Below are 17,795 nucleotides of genomic sequence, written 5' to 3' on the forward strand. Positions count from 1 at the left end.
GCTCCGTTTACTGTTATAACGAATTTACCTCCCGAATGGAGCCACTCAACCTTGAACTTTGACCCAGAACCATCGACGGCATCCGTGCAAGAACCTGATTTATCCCCGGTTTCCCGAGAGATGCTTCACGAGCAAATCTACACGCGCCTCAAGCGCAATCTCATGATGGGACGCTTCGTGCCGGGGCAGAAGCTGCCTTTGCGGATCTTGGCCAAGAGCCTCGGCACGAGCCTCATGCCGGTCCGCGACGCACTCCAGCGTCTCGAAAGCACGGGCTGCGTCGTCTCGATGCCCAATCGCACGATGATGGTGCCGGAGTTCAGCTCCAAGCAACTTCAGGACATCTGCACTCTGCGTACTATTCTCGAAGGCGCCGCGGCCGAACGCGCAGCGTTGCTGAGAACACAGGAGGAACTCGGCGCTCTCCGCTCGCACGTAGACGATATTGTAAGGTCGGCCGAGACGAACGATATCGACCTCTTTCTAGAGGCGAACTATCACTTCCATATGCTCGTCGCCGATATGAGCCGGTTGTCGTTCATCGGCAACCTCCTGGAGCCACTGTGGATGCATATTGGACCATCGGTCCGCCGGTCTGTGCCCAACGATGTGTTATTTCAAAGCGCGGCTCGTCATCACCGTGAAGTCTATGATGCGATAGTTGCGAAAGATCCCCCAAAAGCCGCCGCAGCGATACAACGTGACATCCTGGATGGTTACTCATTCTGACATTCTGGCCAAAGTCCGTGAACGTATTTCGTCACTGCGGCTGAACGATCAAGTCCAGTGCCCGGCTTTTGACCATGCGGGCTCGCAGGGCAAGTTCGTCAAGTACGTCTCGGATCAGACTGACGGTTATGACTCTGTGCCTGACTTGAGGACCAACCCTGGTGCAAGGGTCAGATCCGCACCATGGTCCTCTCGTATGACGCGCACTTGCAAGGCTCACTGGACAGTCTCAATCCGCCGGGACAGCCAGGCGTCCATGTCTTCGGCTTTGAGCGCAGCCGCGGGTCATCAAGCAAGCGGGATTTGGATGCTGCCTTGAAGCTCTTTGAAACCATAGTTCGCGGATAATTAGGGCGTCAGAATATCATGTGGAGATCGTGATTGTGCCTTCGCAAAGAGGCCCATGCTATGAGCCAGTTTTGATCCGTGGCGGCGTTTCGAGCTGGAGAGCAATCTCCTTCCACCGGTTAGCGAATATCCCGTAGGCGGTCTTGATGTTGACGCCGACGGGCAGTTCCGGGCACTCGTTCTCGCCGTTGCTGCCCCAGTTGACCCAGCCGGACTGACGGCGCTGGACGATCTGGAAGGCGCCGGAGGGCTTCGAGGTCCACCAGATCATGGCCCGCCCGCTCGCCTCGTGATACTCGACCGTCTTGTCGGCAGGTCCCGGGAAGATGGTTTCGTGGGGGACGGCGGAGACGTCGACGGGCTGATCCGTGAGGATCCATGGCCGCTCGCCGAGATCGGCCTTCACATGGGCGCTGGCGCGAACCTTCGCCAACCGCTTGCGAAGCTCGGCCTCGCTGAGCACGCCCTCCCAGGCGCAGAAGAGCCGCCAGTAGAGGTCCCAGTGGGCGGATTCGATATCCTCCAGGTGGGATCGGAATTCCTCGAACTTCCGACTTTGGTTCCCTGAGTTTGCCACGGTGTCGGCGACCATGTCGACGAGGTCGCCCGCATAAGGATCGCCCGCCCGGTAGCGCGTGCCGCCGAAAGCTGCAAAACGGTCGAAGACCAGTTCGCCCTTGCCGCCCTCGAACTCGTCGCCGACCGTGATCTTGTCGGTGACGGAGCGGCCGTTGATGACGGTCTGGAAGGAATCCACGACGTAGCGGCGCTGGAAGAAGGGCGTGCCATAGGTGAACGTCCAGTCGATGGTGAAGTGCTTGCCCTTCAACTCCTCCAGCAGGCCGTCCGGGATGACGCCATGCATACGGTAGTGGTGCAGGACCGGCCCCTTTTCCAGCGTCTCGATCCGCACGGTGGTGTGCTCTGGGGGGTTGATCAGGCCGTTTTCCGGCGTAAAGAACGGGCCGTAGAAACCGCCGATTGCGTTGTTGCCGGAGGGCAGCAGTTCGACGCCGTCCGAAACCGCCTTGAAATGCCGAATACCCCATTTCGACGAGCCAAGGCCCTTGGCGGTGCCCGAGCACAGTTCGAGGTCGAAGGCGCCGGTATCGAGGCGCACGAAGCAATCAGCTTCCCTGCCCTCCAGCCGCGCGATGCCGGCCGGCTTTTCGCTCGCAGTGTCGCACGGTGCCTCCAGCGTCAGCCGGCAAGACCCGGTGAAGCTGACGCAGGCGACGAACCGCGTCTCTCCGGCGACGGCTCCACGTTCGAGGCGTTGGCACAGCACCTTGTTACCGGTGTCGTCGCGCGCCCACCAGAGCGGTTCGCTGAGTTCCGCTTTGACGGTGAACACGACAGGTTCATGGTCGCGTGCTCCGTCGAGCGGGTCGGTGATCAGGGTGGAATGGGCCATGGGCATGTCTCCGAAGTTTATCGATGCAAGGGCTTGCCCGCCGATGCGGGCAGGATGGGAGGGGTCAGGATTTGCCGGGTGTCTTCGGCCCGCCGGAGCGCATGAACAGCGGACGCTGCTTCAGACTGTCGATGGCAACGGCGAGGATGATGACCACGCCCTTGATGAGCAGCTGGGTGAAAAACTGCACGTTGAGCAGGATGAGGCCGGTGCTCAAGACGCCCAGGATGACCGAGCCGATCAGCGTGCCGACGATGCGCCCGCGCCCGCCGGCAAGGCTGGTGCCGCCGAGCACCACGGCGGCGATGGCGTCGAGCTCGTATCCCGTGCCGGCCGTCGGCTGGGCAGAGATGACACGGGCCGAGAAGATCACACCGGCCAATCCCGCGCAGACCCCGGCCAGCACATAGACGGAGGTGACGACACGCTTGACCCGCACGCCTGCGAGCTTGGCGGCCTCCGCATTGCCGCCGACCGCATAGACGTGGCGGCCGTAACGCGTGCGTTCCAGCACGAACCAGACCACGGCGTAAACGGCGATCATGACGATGACCGGAACGGGGATGGGGCCGACATAGCCGTTGCCGAGATCGCGGAAATTGAGACTGGAGGAGACGATTGGCTGGCCGTGGGTGATCGTATAGGCAAGGCCGCGCAGGAAGGTCATCGTTCCAAGCGTGACGATGAAGGGCGCGAGCGCGAGATAAGCGGTGAGCCAGCCGTTGACAAGGCCGCAGAGCGCGCCCACTCCCATGCCGAGCAGCACCGCGAGCGGCGCGGGCACACCGGCAATGGCGGCGATCACCGCGACGACACCCGAGACGGCGATGGTCGAGCCGACCGAAAGGTCGATCCCGCCCGTCAGGATGACGACGGTCATACCGGCGGCGAGGATGGCGTTGATGGAGATCGCGCGGGCGATGTTGAGGAGATTGTCGACACGGTTGAAGTTGGGCGCGATGGCGGCCATCAGGAGGACGAGCGCCACCAGCACCATCAGGATGCCGACCCGGTCCCACCACCGGGCGAAGTCGAAGGGTTCGCGGGCCGGCTTTGCCGGGTTCACGACGTCTGTCTGTTGGCTGTTCATGCTTGCGCTCCCGTATTGGCTGCGGTCGCCGCCGTGCCGGTGGCATGCAGCATCACTTCTTCTTCGCAGGTTCTTGCCGATTCCAGTTCGGCCACGATGTGTCCCTGCCGCATGACGAGCAGGCGATCGCTGATGCCGATCGCCTCCGGCAGGTCGGAGGAAATGACGAGGATCGCCTTGCCCGCGCGGGCAAGGCCGTCGATCTGCTCGTAGATCTCGCGCTTGGCGCCGATGTCGACGCCGCGTGTCGGCTCGTCGAGGATCAAGACGTCGCAATCGCGCAGCAGCCAGCGCGCCAGCGCCGCCTTCTGCTGGTTGCCGCCCGACAGTGCCTTGACCGGCAGGTTGACGGCATTGAGCCTGAGGCGCAGGCGCTCCATCTCGCCCAGCACGGCCGAGCGCCGTTCCTGCCGGCGGATAACGCCAGCCGAAACGAAGCGATCAAGCGAGCTGATAGCGACATTGTCCTCCACGTTATGATCGAGGAAGAGGCTCTGTTCCTTGCGGTTTTCCGGCACCATGCCGACGCCGTCGGCAATCGCCTCGGTGGGATCGGACGGATCGCTTTTGCGCCCGTCGATCTCGACATGGCCCTGGCTGCGCGCGTCTGCGCCGAAAATCAGTCGTCCGACCTCCGTGCGGCCGGAGCCAATGAGGCCCGCCATGCAGACGACCTCGCCCGCATGCACCGTCAGGTCCACCGGCCCGACCGCATGGCCGGCCAGGCCCCTGACTGTCAGCAGCGGGCGCCCCGCCTCGCGCGGTTCGTGATGATAGAGGTCGGCGACGGTGCGCCCGACCATCATGCGCACCACGTCCGCCGGGCCGATCTCGGAGAGCGACCCCGTGCCGACATAGGTGCCGTCGCGAAACACGGTGACGCGGTCGGCGAGCTGCCAGACTTCCTCCATGCGATGGGAAATGTAGATCATGCCGACGCCGGCCGCGCGCATCTGCGCGATGAGCTTGTAGAGTTCCAGTGCCTCTGCGCGCGAGAGCGCGGCGGTAGGCTCATCGAGAACCAGCACGCGCGCATTCTCGCCGACGGCACGGGCGATCTCCACCATCTGCTGCATGCCGACGCTGAGCGAGCCCAGCTTGCGGCGGGGATCGATGGAAGAATGGATGCGCGCCAGCTTTTCGCGCGCCTGTTCTTCCATGGCAGCCCGGTCGAGCATGCCGAACCGCTTCCTTGGCTCGCGGCCGAGCGCGAGGTTCTCGGCGACCGTCATTTCGGGCACCGTGTTCAGTTCCTGGTGGATGATCGCAATACCGTGGCGGGCGGCATCGCGCGGCGAGCGGATATCGACCTCCCCTCCGTCGATGCGGATGCGGCCGGAATCGCGCTCGATATTGCCGGCGAGAATCTTCATCAGGGTCGACTTGCCGGCGCCGTTCTCGCCCATAAGCGCGTGCACCTCTCCCGCATGGAGATCGAAACGCACGTCGTTCAACGCGAGCGTCGCGCCAAACCGCTTGGAGATGCCTTCAAGTGTCAACAAAGGATGGAACATGGCTATCTTGCCTCGAATGGGTGGCGGGAAGCGGAGGGAGAAGACCGCTTCCCGCCTGGGGGCCGGTCGCTCGCTTCTTACCAGCCGGAGTACTGGGCGACGTTCTGGCGATCAATGAGCACGCTCTCGATCAGGATCGTCTTTTCCGCGGGCGGACTGCCGGCCACCATGGCTTGCGCAACCTTGACGGCCTGGCGCACCATCTCGGCTGGGTTCTGCGTCGCCGTGCCGGTGAAAGGCGAGCCTTCGCGCTTCAACTCCGCTACCGCTTCCGGGCTGCCGTCGACGCCGGATACCTTGATCTGCCCCGCCTTGCCGGCCTGTTCGACGGCGAGCACCGCGCCGAGCGCCGACGGGTCGTTCATGCCGAAGATGCCGGTAACGTCGGGATTGGCTGTCAGCATGTCGGTGGTAACGGCAAGGCCGGAAGCACGGTCGTTCTTCGAGGCCTGCTGGCCGACGACCTTGATGTCGGGATAGTTCTTCGCGACGGTCTTGCAGCCGGCAATGCGGTCGATGATCGTCTGGATCGGCGTGCCGTCCACCAGGAGCACCTCGCCCTTGCCGCCCATCTGCTTGAACAGGTAGTCACAGGACCGTTCGCCCGCCTGCACCGCATTGGTCATGATCACGGCATCGGCGCCCTTGGCGGGCGTATCCACCGCGATCACGATGATGCCGGCTTCCTTGGCGCGCACGATGGCAGGCTCGATGCCGGCCTCATCCACAGCCGAGATGACGATGAGGTTCACGCCCTGCTGAATGAAGGCGTCGATCTGGGTGTTCTGGTTGGCAAGGTCGAGCTGAGCATCCTGGGTGTTGACCGTCGCGCCGATCGCCTTGGCGGCATCTTCCGCGCCCTTGGTCATGGCGGAGAAGAACGGGTTGGACATGTCCTGCACCATCAGGCCGATCTTCTCGATTTTCTTTGCGTCCGCAGCCGCTGCCGGTTGGGATGCTAGCAGGCCGCCGAGCGCCAGAACAGATGCCGTTGCCGCAAGCTGCAAATAGGTTTTGAACTGCATTGTTTCCTCCATTTTCGATCGCCTGCCGTGATGTGACGGGCGGCCTCCTGACAAAACGATCGCGACGATCACCGCGATTTCTATTTTCCGGGTGAGCCTAATCGTTTAGGTTCGAGCACTGGAAATTCCCCATATCGAGTATTGTTTTCCTCTCAAGCTATCTGGAAGGAACTGTCTGTGACGGCTGCACATTCGCTCTGTACGCAACCGCACGAACGCCGCAAGATCAAGCGCGCGGACACCTGCTGGCGATGTTCGGGCAGATAGACGGGGCTCGGCGATTTTCCCCTTAACTCCGCGACTTCCTGCTTCTCGATGATATCGCGCAGCATCAAGGCGGCCCTACGGCCAATTTCCCCACTATGCTCATTAAGCACGGTGATCGGCGGGTTGGTGAGCGCGGACCAGGCGAATTCGTCATAGGCGACGACCGCTATGTCGTCGGGAATGCGGACCGCCCGTTCTCTGAGCAGGCTCATCGCCCCGAGCAGCAAGGGATTGTTGCCGGCGATCAGGGCATGGGGTAGCGCAGCGCGGGTATCGAGATGTCGCGCCAGGGTTTCGCGCGCCGATGCCGCATCGTTGGCAGTCTCCAGCACGACGAGGTTCGCGCCAGCCAGGCGCGCGGCCTCGCAAAGGCCGCTCTCGCGACCGAAACGCGACGACCACTTGGAGGGATAGACGAGAAACAGCCAGTCCTTATAGCCATGGCCGGCCAGATGCTGGCCCACCATCAGACTGGCCTCGTGGTTGTTGGTCGTGACGCTCGGGAAATGCGCGGCTTCCGGGGGCGGCGAAGAGTCGACGAAGACCACCGGAATATCCCATTTCGCCAGAAGCTCGGTATGCTCCGGCTGGAGCGTCAACGCGGAAATCACACCCGCCGTCCTGGACTCGATGAGACGCTGGATCATGCGCGCCTCGAGGCGCGTATCGTAGGAACCGTCCACCGCCACGTCGCCGACGATCACGGTCCATTCGGACGGATCGAGTGCCTGCTGGATGCCGCCCATGAGATCGAGATAATAGGAGTTGGACGTGCTTGCGGTGATCACCGCGACCGTATCGCGGTTTGCCCGCCGCAGTTCCTGCGCTGCCCGGTTCACAACGTAACCAAGGTCTCGCGCCACTTTGAGGATTTGCTCCCGGCTCTGTTCGGAAACCCCTTCTCCGCCATCCAACGCGCGCGAGACGGTGAACACGGAAAACCCCGTGACGCGGCTGATATCGCGCATTGTCGAGCGAGCCAAAATCATCCTCCAATTGGCGACCTAAACGTTTAGGTAAACTAACAGTTATCGAACCGATATGTCAAGTGGCGGAGACGGATTCTGAAACGTCCAATTTGCGCCGCACTATCGGATCACGCAATTGCGAGCCTTTAACGCCAAGGAAAAGGCAACAGGCATTTGCCGCCTGACGACCGCAGATGCCTGTTGTTGAAGCGCAACCATCACTTCTTACTATTGCGCCGAGAAGCGCTCAGGCCGGAAGGTGGCGAGCATGGGATGTTCTGTCCCCGTCGCAACCTCGTAGGCAAGCAGCTCGCCCACGATCAATCCGAGCGTCGCCCCACTGTGGCTGAAGGCGACATAGTAGCCGGGGATCGCCTTCAGCGCGCCGACCACAGGCTCGCCATCACCCGGAATAGGCTTGCCGCCAACGCCGATGGAGGCGACTTCGAGTTTCGGATTGCCTTCCATCACCTTCGAGGCCTCGTCCAACAGGGCTTCGACAACCCTGTCATCGATGTCATAGCTGCCGTCCTCGCGCACCCTCACCCCTTCGTCTGCCGCCCAGTCGGCATCCAGTGAGAACGTGCCGCCTGGCGCCGGGCGGACGGCGACGCGCGGCGTGTTCAGCACGGCGCGCAGTGGATGCGCGAGCGGCTTTGTCTGTACCAGGAGGGCGATCGGGGTTCCGTCGCCGATCGTTTGCCCGACGTCCCTCGCCATCTTCGGCACGGCGGGCCCCGTGGCGAGCACGACGGCATCGGCCGTGAAACGGGAGCCGGTCGCGGTCTCGGCGCCGATCGCCCGGCCGCCCTCGATCATGACGCTTGCCGCCCCCTGGTCAGTCACGAGTGTGCCGCCAAGGGTGGCGAACTCTTCCAGCAGCACTCCGATCAGGATTGGCAGGTCGACCCAACCCTCGCCGGGATTGAAGATCGCCCCCGCCTCGGTTATGGCACGCGCGTCAAGGCCCGGCGTGACGCGGCCAATGTCGCTGGCCGCAAGGTGCTGCGCGTCATAGCCGATAGAGGTTTCATAGCGGTAAGCGGCATCGATTTCGTTGCCTTGGCCATCGGCGTCCCACGTCAGACCCCCTTCGAAGCGAAGCCAGTCCGCACTCGGGAAGCGCGCGGAAAACGTGCGATAGCGATCGATGCCCGCCATGCGCAGGCGATGATACGGTTCGGAACGCATGCGGGCCGAATTGAGCCAGGAAAGCGAGCGGCCGGAGGCGCCATTCGCGGGCGGGCCGTCATTGACGATCGTTACGCGGATGCCGCGCCGCGCAAGCTGTACACCGGTGGAAACGCCGAAAATGCCGGCGCCGATGATGACCGCCGAGGTGATGGTGCTATTTTTCATGGTCGTGTCTTTCAATCCGTTGGTCATGAAGATCGGGAAAGGGTCAGGGCGCTTCCCAGTGGCCGCTCGCAGCCGAGCGAATGAGGGCGTCGATCGCCTTCATGTTGGCGATCGCATCGTCCAGCCCCGCTTCGGGCGGCTTGCCGGAGAGAACAGTTTCGGCGAAGGCGTCGGCCTGCTCGCGATACTGGTCGACCGGTTCGATGGCGATTTCCTCGCGCCCGCCCCCGGTAAGGTCGCGGCCGTCGTCAATGAGGAGCATCGTTGCCGCATCGGTCGGCGCATTGAAGGGAATGGGGATTTCGATGCGCCCGCGCTTACCGAGAACGGTCACCTTCTGGGTCAACGCAAGTTGCGTGGCGCAGGTGAAGGCAAGCTGTCGCCCGCCGGGAAACTCCATGAGCCCGCTCGTCAGTCGGTCAGTGCCAAAAGCCGGATCCAGCTCCATCAGCGCGATGGCCCGAAGCGGCTCGGCATCGAACAGGAAGCGCGCGGTGTTGATGGCGTAGCACCCGACATCGAAGAGACCGCCTCCGCCGATCGAGGCCTGATTGCGCACATTCTTCGGATCGTCGAGATAGTAGGAAAAGATCGTATGGATAGCCCTGACATCACCGAGCCGTCCTTCCGCTATCAGTGCGCGCGCCTTCCTCCATTGCGGGTGATGGCGCACCATGAAGGCTTCGACGACCGGCAAACCGACGGCCTTTCGCGCGGCCTCCAGCGCCGTTGCTTCGGCGCAATTGAGTGCGATCGGCTTCTCGCACAGCACCGGCTTGCCCTGCTCCAACGCCTTGATTGTCATGGGCACATGCATGTGGTTGGGAAGCGGGTTGTAGATCGCATCGATCTCAGGATCGGCAAGCAATTCTTCATAGCTGCCGTAGGCCTTGGCAATGCCGAAGCGTGCTGCCATCTCCTCTGCTTTTTCCAGATCACGCGAGGCGATGGCCGTAACCTGCCCCAGCCGGCTTGACTGGATCGCCGGAATGACCGCTTTGGCCGCAATCCCCGCACAGCCAAGCACCCCCCATCGTATCGTGTCTTTCATTCTTTTCTCCTTGCGCCAGGCTCAGAGCACTTCCGCGAGGAAGCGCTGCAGGCGCGGGCTTTGCGGATTGTCGAAGATTGCTTCGGGCGTGCCCGCCTCGACCACGCGTCCCTCGTCCATGAAAACGACCTGATCGGCAACGCGCCGGGCAAAGCCCATTTCGTGGGTGACGACGACCATGGTCATGCCGTGCTGCCCGAGATCGGCCATGAGGTTGAGTACACCCTTGACCAGCTCGGGATCGAGCGCGCTCGTCACTTCATCGAACAGGATGACCTCCGGCTCCATTGCCAGCGCGCGCGCAATGGCGACGCGCTGCTGCTGGCCGCCGGAAAGGCCCCCGGGGCGGTGATGCGCGCGACTGGCAAGACCCACATCGGCAAGCCGAGCCTTGGCGATGCGCTCCGCCTCGACCTTGGGTAGGCCCTTGATCTCGGTGAGCGACAGCATGACATTTTCGAGGGCGGTGTGATCGGGGAAGAGGTTGAAGTGCTGGAAGACCATCCCCACTCGTCGGCGCAACAGCTCGGGCTTCATTGCGAGGATGCTTTCGCCGTCGATGAGAATCTCCCCGCTTTTCGGCTCGACCAGCCGGTTGAGACAGCGCAGCAGCGTGGACTTGCCGGAGCCGGACGGGCCGATGACGCAGGTGACACTACCGGGCTTGACCGAAAGGTCGACACCCTTCAGCACGTCGAGTTCGCCATAGGCCATGCCGAGGCTTCGCACATCGAGGCTGCCACCCTTGAAGCTGGCCCCGGAGGCGCGGCCGGCGCTATCGAGTTCGCTGACCTCTTCAAGCCCGCTGGTGATGATTGCTGGTCTCTGCTTGCCAATCCTGAGGCGGTCGTCGATGGCATTGACGACATGCGTAAGCGGTACGGTGACGATGAGATAGAAGACGCCCGCCAGCAGCAGTGGCGAAAGATTACCGGTTACCACGGCTTGGTCCTGCCCAACGCGAAAAATCTCGCGCTCGGAGGCAAGCAGGCCGAGGAAGTAGACGAGGCTCGAATCCTTCACATTGCCGATGAACTGGTTGACGAGGGCCGGCAGCACGCGGCGCACGCCCTGCGGCACGACGATCAGCCGCATACCCTGCCCGTAACTCATGCTGAGCGCGCGGCAGGCTTCCATCTGGCCGCGCTCGACGCTCTGAATGCCCGAGCGGATGATTTCACCGATATAGGCGCCGGCGATCAGGCTGAGCGCGAGAATACCAAGGGGATAGGGCGAAGGGCCAAAGAGCTCGCGCCCGAGGCGGGCGAAGCCCTGCCCGATGAGAAGAATGGTGACGATGGCCGGCAGGCCGCGGAAGACGTCCGTATAGACGCGGGCCGGAATGCGCAGCCAGGCAGAGCGGGAAATCCCCATGATGGCGAGTACCATGCCGATGATAAGGCCAAGCACCGTCGAGGCCGCCGCAAGGATTAGCGTGTTTTTGAGGCCGACCGTGATCATGGTCGGCAGGACTTCAGCCATTGCATTCCAGTCAAGGAAGCTGCGGCGCAGGTTTTCAAGCCAGTTCATCAGGAGATCCCTTGAAAGAAAGGCCGGTCCGAGCGGTCAAGGTCGGACCGGAAGGTGGCATCACTTTTTGGGAAGATATACGTCCGGCATCGGCGTACCGGGGAACCACTTTTCGTGCAGCGTTTTCCAGGTGCCGTCCTGCATGGCGGCTTGAAGGCTTTTGTTCAGCGCCTCGCGCAGGGCGTCATTGCCCTTGCGGATAACGAAACCAGCCGGGGCGTCGAAGCTTGGAATGTTGACCGCCACTTTCAGCTGCGGATAGCGCGCCGAATAGTCCTTGGCCGCCTCGTAATCGAGGAAATGCGCGTCGACCGTGCCGTTGTTGAGCGCCGACACAGCGGAGTTGTTATCCGGGAATTTCACGAGGTCGGCGCCGGTAAAGTTCTTCTCGGCATAGATTTCCTGGAGCGTGCCCTGAACGACGCCGAGGCGCTTACCCTTAAGACCGGCCGCGTCCTTGATCCCGGCATCCGGTGTTAGAACGGTGAGGAAGCCCGCAAGATAGCCGTCCGAGAAATCGACGGTCTGCTTGCGTTTGGCGGTTGTGCCGATGGCGGCCGCCGCGACGTCGAAGCGACTGTTGGCGACCGATGGCATCAGGGCGGAGAATTCCTGACCGGTAAAGATCACCTGCTCCTTCTTGAAGCCCATGCGCTCTGCGACGTTCAGAAAGAGTTCAATGTCGAAGCCGGTGAAGTTGCCGTCAGCGGTAGTGAAGGCATAAGGCTTGGCGTCGCCCATCGTGCCGACGCTGATGACGCTGGGGTCGAGCAAGCCATAGGGATTGTCAATCGCAACAGCCGGCACTGCGCCCATCGTGACGCTGAAGGCGACCGCGACAAGCGCGGTGCGCAGTCTGGCGAAGGGGGACATGATCGTTTTGGGAAGTTTCATTGTTTCATTCTCCTCTGGTGATGTTTTATGCGGCTGTCTCAAGGCGCGCGGATCCCTTTTTCTACGACGGCAGACACCGTGTGTCCGGCCCATGCCACCACATGTCGTGATTTTTATTTTAATGCTGAGACCGGTCTCAATTAAAAAGAGACCGGTCTCTTTCACGTTTAACAACTCATATCTTCGTATTTGCCAGTCGTCAAGTTCTCTTGTAAAGCTATTCGTTATGGACCAGAGCCCACCCAGAACCTCCTCCGTCACCGTGGCCGATGTCGCGCACAAGGCGGGCGTCTCGAAGGCGACGGCTGCACGAGTGCTGGGCGGGTACGGAACCGTCAGCGACCGGGTGCGTGAGGCCGTGAGCGAAGCCGCCCGCGCACTCAACTACCGGCCCAATGAGCTTGCTCGCAGCATGACGACAGGACGATCCGGCACGATCGGCGTGGTTGTCGGCGATATGGAGAACCCATTTTTCAGCCTCGCTATGCGCGGCATTACAGATGTCGCTCGGCAGGCAGGCTTTACCGTCATCCTCATTAATTCGGGCGAGGACGTCGCCGCGGAAAAGGAAGCAATCCGCACGCTGCTTGCAAAGCGCGTGGATGGCTTGATCGTTTCGCCGGCAAAGGACAGTGATGTCGAGCACCTCCGGGACGTTATACGCGCCGGCCGGCCGCTTGTGCTGCTCGACCGTGGCAGCGAGATGCTCGACGTCGACACGATCATTGCCGACGACAGGCACGCCGCCCAAGGCGTCACGCGCCGGCTCATCGCACTTGGCCACCGCCGCATCGCCTATCTCACCGCGTGCGACACTCCGGATCATCAATTCCGCGCGCCCGCGGACATCAATACCGGCTCGGTGCGCCGGCGCATCGAGGGCTTCCTCGGCGTCTGCCAGGAGGCCGGCCTGGAAAGAATGGAAGAATGGGTGCGCGTGGGTGCTGTTACGCCAGAGCGCACGCACCGCATCGTCACGGCGATGCTCAAGTCTTCGGAGCGACCAACGGCGATCATCGCGTCGGACAGCGTGATTGGGCTCGAAGTGTTCAAGATCCGCCGCGAACTCGGTCTACGTATTCCGGAGGACCTGTCGCTGGTGTCGTTCCACGATGCGGACTGGACGTCTGTCACCACACCGCCCGTCACGGTAGTGCGCCAACCTGTATACAACCTTGGCGAGACTGCCGCCAAGCTGCTCGTCGAACGGTTGAATGGAAGTCGGGTAGAAGCCATCCTCGCTGTCCTGCAGACGGAGATCGTCGAGCGCGACTCTGTCGCCGCAGCACCAGCATAGATAGTGCTGTAATCAATCAGAACAGCCCCCAAGCCTCAGGGCGTCCAGCATGGCAGTATGAACAGACCGGCTGCTGACGGCGTCGCCTATATTAATCTGACCCAACTCAAGGCCGGATAACTCAATTGCTTGCTACTGCAACGGCGCCGACACAGTAATGGTGCAACGCTAGTCTTTTCCGGCCTTGGTGGCCGCCTCCCGACAAGATGCCGCCTCGGTCTTGTTCGCTGCAACAAGTTTGCCGGCCGATACCACGCACTGCCATGGAGTATCCCATAACGATGCTGGCGAGAGGCCGCGCGGCCACGAGCGGCAACACGCGCGGACCAAACAGGCTCACTAGAATACCACGAGCGATATCGGCGAACAGCGCTCCTGGAAAAAACAGTCCTGCTGCTTTCATTCCACGCGATGGCTCCATGTTCCGCCAGATCGCGCCACCTCTCGGGAATTCCGACTTTCATCCTGGAACTACTGCACGGCGGTCCAAACCAGATCCTCCCGCTGCGAAGAATGGGCGACTGCTCGATGCCTGCCATAATCCGGGCCGTTGCAAATAAGGGATTGCCATAATCTAATTAGTTAGGTAAGTTTCCGAAATAAATTGAAATGAACGAACGGAAGATCATGGTATTGCATGTCGGCGTAGACATCGGTGGGACAAAGACGCACCTCCTGGGCGTTGTGGATGGTTCCACCCACTTTGACAAAGTGATCGCTACTAGCGCGTGGCGCGCCCGGATCGATGCAGATGCAGACGCGGCTGCGTTTGTCGCAGCCATCCTCCGTCAGACTTCGGGCGTCACCCCCACAATCCTGGTCGTGGGCTCTCACGGTTGCGACAGCGACGTGGAATGCATGGCGCTTCAGAGCCGCCTGGCAGCACTCCTTCCCTCAACGATTCTGGTTCTTAACGATTCCGAATTGCTCTTGCCGGCCGCGGGCAAGGAAGAAGGTATTTCCGTCATCTCTGGTACCGGATCCATTGCAGTAGCACGCGATGGCAATGGTGCCATGATGGCGTCCGGTGGATGGGGCTGGTTTCTTGGCGATGAAGGCAGCGCCAGCGGCATCGTTCGCGAATCCGCACGCGCTATTCGCACCTCTCTGGATCAAGGCAAGCCGCTGGACGAACTAGGGCATGCCTTGCTCGCCGCGATCGGGATCTCCGATCCCGTCGAAATCGGCCATTGCCTCGCGGAGGAAGGAAGTGCTGCCAATATTGGGCGATTTTCCCCAATCGTCTTTAATGCCGCCGAGGCGGGTTCCTCCATCGCCCAAGCCGTAATCGTGCAAGGTGGGCGTGCCCTGGCGGAAACGGTACAGCGCCTGATCGACCGCGGCGCGCAGGGCAACACAGTCGTCGCAGGCGGCGGAGTAATAACCCGACAGCCACGGCTTATGAGCGCCTTCAAAGACGCACTTTCGTCCGCCGCGCCCGACTGGGACATCACTCTTTTGCATGAGCCGCCCGTCATTGGCGCAATCGTTCTGGCCGGGAGGCTCGCGCGGGGCGAACCGATTGGTCGATTGCCGACGCCACACGCACCCGGCCAGCCCCGAAATCAATTCCGAGGGAGAGCGAGATGAAGCTGGACTGCGACAGGAAGGAAGCCCGGCATGGCTCATGAGATGAAAATCGTTCCAGCAAGAGACTGGGGTCAGTGGATTGTCGCTGTGATGCTGGTTGTCGCAATTGGTTTTCTCGGAGTGATGGTGCTCAGCAGCCCCAACGTCGCCTGGTCCACCATTCCGCTCTACCTGTTCGACGGGACCATTCTGGAAGGGATCAAGTTGACTCTCCTGTTCACCATACTCTCGATGGTGATCAGCATCGTTGCAGGCGCAGTTCTGGCGATGATGCGGCTATCCAAAAACCCGGTCATCAATGGGCTTGCGGGCCTCTATGTCTGGTTCTTCCGTGGAACCCCGTTACTGGTGCAAATCATCTTCTGGTTCAACATTCAGCTCTTCATACCGAGCATCGACATCGGGCCGTTTCATCTCGAAACCAACGCGATCGTCACGGCCTTCATTGCCGCCTTGCTTGCGCTCAGCCTCAATGAGGCTGCCTATATGGCGGAGATCATGCGCGCCGGTCTGTTGGCCGTTGATGACGGACAGCGTGAAGCGGCGGTCGCGCTCGGCTACACCCCTTCCCAGACGATGCTACGCATCATATTTCCCCAAGCCTTGCGGGTCATCATTCCCCCGATCGGCAACCAGACGATTTCGATGCTGAAGACGACGTCGCTCGTGTCCGTCGTTGCCGCGCAGGATCTGCTCACGCGAGCCCAGAACATCTATGCGAAGAACTTCCTCATCATCGAACTGCTGATCGTCGCCAGCATCTGGTACCTGGTGATGACCACGGTCGCCTCCACTCTTCAATATCTGATCGAACGCCGCCTCGGGCGCTCCACCAATGAAGCGCCAATAGTCTGGCGGACGGTGCAGCGCCTGCTACGGGGCGAAGGGAGAAATGGCTGATGGAACACCCCGCCCACCCCACAGAACCCATGGTGGAAGCCATTGGCGTCAGAAAATCCTTCGGTTCGCTGGAAGTCCTGAAGGATATCAATCTGACTGTCCACAAGGGAGAGGTGGTCTGCCTTCTCGGGCCGTCTGGCAGCGGCAAGTCGACCTTCCTGCGCTGTGTCAATCATCTCGAGCGGATGTCAGCCGGACGGATCGTCGTTGACGGTCAACTGATCGGTTATCACGAACACAACAACAAGCTCTATGAAATGAACACCAGGGATCTGGCAGGGCAGCGTCGGGATATCGGCATGGTCTTCCAGCGTTTCAATCTCTTTGCCCATCAGGATGTCCTGACCAACATCACTCAGGCGCCGATGCTGATCCGGGGCGAGACGCGTGAAACCGCGGTTGCGCGGGCGCGGGAGCTGTTGCGCCTGGTGGATCTCGAGGGGCGCGAGCGCGCCTATCCCTTCCAGCTTTCGGGCGGGCAGCAGCAGCGGGTGGCGATTGCCCGCGCGCTTGCGATGAAACCCAAGCTAATGCTTTTCGATGAGCCGACTTCGGCATTGGACCCCGAGCTGGTCGGAGAGGTGCTGGCCGTCATGCGCACCCTCGCATCGGAAGGGATGACCATGCTCGTCGTCACGCATGAACTCGGCTTTGCTCGCGACGTCGCGGATCGGGTCGTCTTCATGGATCGGGGCGTGGTCGTTGAGGAGGGTCCGGCCCGCGAGGTGATCGATGCACCTAAGCACGAACGTACCAAAGCATTTCTCAGGCGAATGCACTGATCCGCTCTGTCCACGGGCAGTTTTCTAAAAGGCCGCACGTCTTTCACGTGCACAACAAAAGGGGAAATACGATGAGAAAGAAACTTCTGCAGATATCTCTGGCCGCAACGATGATCGTTGGGACTGTAGTATCGAGCTTGGCCGCAGAGGTCGATCAGACGCTTCACAACATGCTGCCCGACGATATCAAAGCGTCGGGCGAGATCAAGGTCGGTACCGAGCCACAGGCTCCGCCTTATGATTATTACGGCGCAGATAACACCACTATTATCGGCCTCGAGCAGGATATGATCGCCGAGATGTCCGCGCGTCTGGGCGTCAAGTTCACGGTGCTTCCATCGCAGTTCGCCAGCATCATTCCCGGCATTCAGGCCGGACGTTTCCATATCGGCATGTCCGCCATGGGTGATTTCGTTGAGCGGCAGAAGATCGTTGACATCATCGACTACACGCTGGAAGGCACGAGCATCGTCGTGCTGGAAGGAAACCCGCACAAGATCACCAAACTTAAAGACAGCTGCGGCCTGCGTGCCGGCGCTGTTCAGGGCTCCATACCGCTGGAATTGCTTGACAAGCAGAAAACCCTTTGCCCGGCAGACAAGCCGCTGAATGTCATGCAGTTCCCGTCCAACGACCAGATCAAGATCGCGCTGCGCAGCGGCCGCATTGACCTGTCAATGGACACGACCGGGGTTGCCGCCTTCAGCTTCGCCAATCAGCCTGCTGGCGACAAGAAGCTCGCATTGGTCGAAGGTGCGAAATACGCCGCCGGCTATCAGGGCATCATGGTCGGTAAGAAAAACACGCAACTGCGCGACGCTATCGTGGCGACGCTGCAGAAGATGATCGATGACGGCAGCTACGCCAAAATCTTCGGCAAGTACCAGCTCACCGAGAACATGATCAAAATGATCATGGTCAACGACGGCGCCCGGTTCGCCGACTATCTGAAGCTCGACGAGTAACAGAACCTTCGGCTGCGCCGCGCGAGCGGCGCAGCCGCATCCTCCCACCTCGCACGGTGTTGGGAAGGTACA

Annotated in this window: 15 protein-coding genes; 6 read left to right on the forward strand and 9 right to left on the reverse strand. The window is 61.3% G+C overall.

The window, feature by feature from the left end; genetic code table 11:
- The first annotated feature begins 51 nt into the window (after positions 1–51).
- Complete coding sequence (locus tag ACZ5FP_RS26555) at positions 52–729, forward strand: GntR family transcriptional regulator (RefSeq protein WP_464664952.1); 678 nt, start codon at positions 52–54, stop codon at positions 727–729.
- Positions 730–1,135: 406 nt separating this feature from the next.
- On the opposite strand, the gene ACZ5FP_RS26560 is transcribed toward ACZ5FP_RS26555, so the two are convergent.
- From ACZ5FP_RS26560 to ACZ5FP_RS26600, 9 genes are all read right to left on the reverse strand, one after another.
- A complete protein-coding gene (locus tag ACZ5FP_RS26560) occupies positions 1,136–2,491 on the reverse strand; it encodes a hypothetical protein (RefSeq protein WP_464664953.1) in 1,356 nt (451 codons plus the stop codon).
- 64 nt (positions 2,492–2,555) lie between these two features.
- On the reverse strand, positions 2,556–3,581 hold the full coding sequence (locus ACZ5FP_RS26565; RefSeq protein WP_464664955.1) for an ABC transporter permease subunit: 1,026 nt from the start codon (positions 3,579–3,581) through the stop codon (positions 2,556–2,558).
- A complete protein-coding gene (locus ACZ5FP_RS26570; RefSeq protein ID WP_464664957.1) occupies positions 3,578–5,095 on the reverse strand; it encodes a sugar ABC transporter ATP-binding protein in 1,518 nt (505 codons plus the stop codon). Before ACZ5FP_RS26570 ends, ACZ5FP_RS26565 begins: the two co-directional genes overlap by 4 nt.
- A 77-nt stretch (positions 5,096–5,172) precedes the next feature.
- Positions 5,173–6,120: an ABC transporter substrate-binding protein gene (locus ACZ5FP_RS26575; protein ID WP_464664959.1), complete on the reverse strand. Its 948-nt coding sequence runs from the start codon at positions 6,118–6,120 to the stop codon at positions 5,173–5,175.
- Positions 6,121–6,272: 152 nt separating this feature from the next.
- On the reverse strand, positions 6,273–7,370 hold the full coding sequence (locus tag ACZ5FP_RS26580) for a LacI family DNA-binding transcriptional regulator (RefSeq protein WP_464664961.1): 1,098 nt from the start codon (positions 7,368–7,370) through the stop codon (positions 6,273–6,275).
- A gap of 213 nt (positions 7,371–7,583) precedes the next feature.
- Positions 7,584–8,714 (reverse strand): NAD(P)/FAD-dependent oxidoreductase, encoded by a 1,131-nt coding sequence (locus tag ACZ5FP_RS26585; RefSeq protein WP_464665418.1) that lies wholly within the window; start codon positions 8,712–8,714, stop codon positions 7,584–7,586.
- Between the two features lie 43 nt (positions 8,715–8,757).
- A complete protein-coding gene (locus ACZ5FP_RS26590) occupies positions 8,758–9,765 on the reverse strand; it encodes a Gfo/Idh/MocA family protein (protein ID WP_464664963.1) in 1,008 nt (335 codons plus the stop codon).
- 21 nt (positions 9,766–9,786) lie between these two features.
- Complete coding sequence (locus tag ACZ5FP_RS26595; RefSeq protein ID WP_464664964.1) at positions 9,787–11,295, reverse strand: amino acid ABC transporter permease/ATP-binding protein; 1,509 nt, start codon at positions 11,293–11,295, stop codon at positions 9,787–9,789.
- Between the two features lie 60 nt (positions 11,296–11,355).
- Positions 11,356–12,189: an ABC transporter substrate-binding protein gene (locus tag ACZ5FP_RS26600; protein WP_464665419.1), complete on the reverse strand. Its 834-nt coding sequence runs from the start codon at positions 12,187–12,189 to the stop codon at positions 11,356–11,358.
- 226 nt (positions 12,190–12,415) lie between these two features.
- Here ACZ5FP_RS26600 and ACZ5FP_RS26605 point away from each other — a divergent pair, with 226 nt between their 5' ends.
- The 5 genes from ACZ5FP_RS26605 (at position 12,416) to ACZ5FP_RS26625 (ending at position 17,723) form a co-directional block, all read left to right on the forward strand.
- Positions 12,416–13,486, forward strand: a complete 1,071-nt coding sequence (locus ACZ5FP_RS26605; RefSeq protein WP_464664966.1) for a LacI family DNA-binding transcriptional regulator — start codon at positions 12,416–12,418, stop codon at positions 13,484–13,486.
- A 609-nt stretch (positions 13,487–14,095) separates the two neighbouring features.
- Positions 14,096–15,076 (forward strand): N-acetylglucosamine kinase, encoded by a 981-nt coding sequence (locus tag ACZ5FP_RS26610; protein WP_464664967.1) that lies wholly within the window; start codon positions 14,096–14,098, stop codon positions 15,074–15,076.
- A 90-nt stretch (positions 15,077–15,166) separates the two neighbouring features.
- Complete coding sequence (locus ACZ5FP_RS26615; RefSeq protein ID WP_464665420.1) at positions 15,167–15,976, forward strand: amino acid ABC transporter permease; 810 nt, start codon at positions 15,167–15,169, stop codon at positions 15,974–15,976.
- Positions 15,976–16,758, forward strand: a complete 783-nt coding sequence (locus ACZ5FP_RS26620; RefSeq protein WP_464664968.1) for an amino acid ABC transporter ATP-binding protein — start codon at positions 15,976–15,978, stop codon at positions 16,756–16,758. The genes ACZ5FP_RS26615 and ACZ5FP_RS26620 overlap by 1 nt, the downstream gene beginning before the upstream one ends.
- A gap of 71 nt (positions 16,759–16,829) precedes the next feature.
- The gene (locus ACZ5FP_RS26625) at positions 16,830–17,723 is read left to right on the forward strand and encodes an ABC transporter substrate-binding protein (RefSeq protein WP_464664970.1); all 894 of its coding nucleotides are present in this window, start codon (positions 16,830–16,832) and stop codon (positions 17,721–17,723) included.
- Positions 17,724–17,795: the final 72 nt, after the last annotated feature.

This window comes from Phyllobacterium sp. T2-21 (assembly GCF_055378485.1).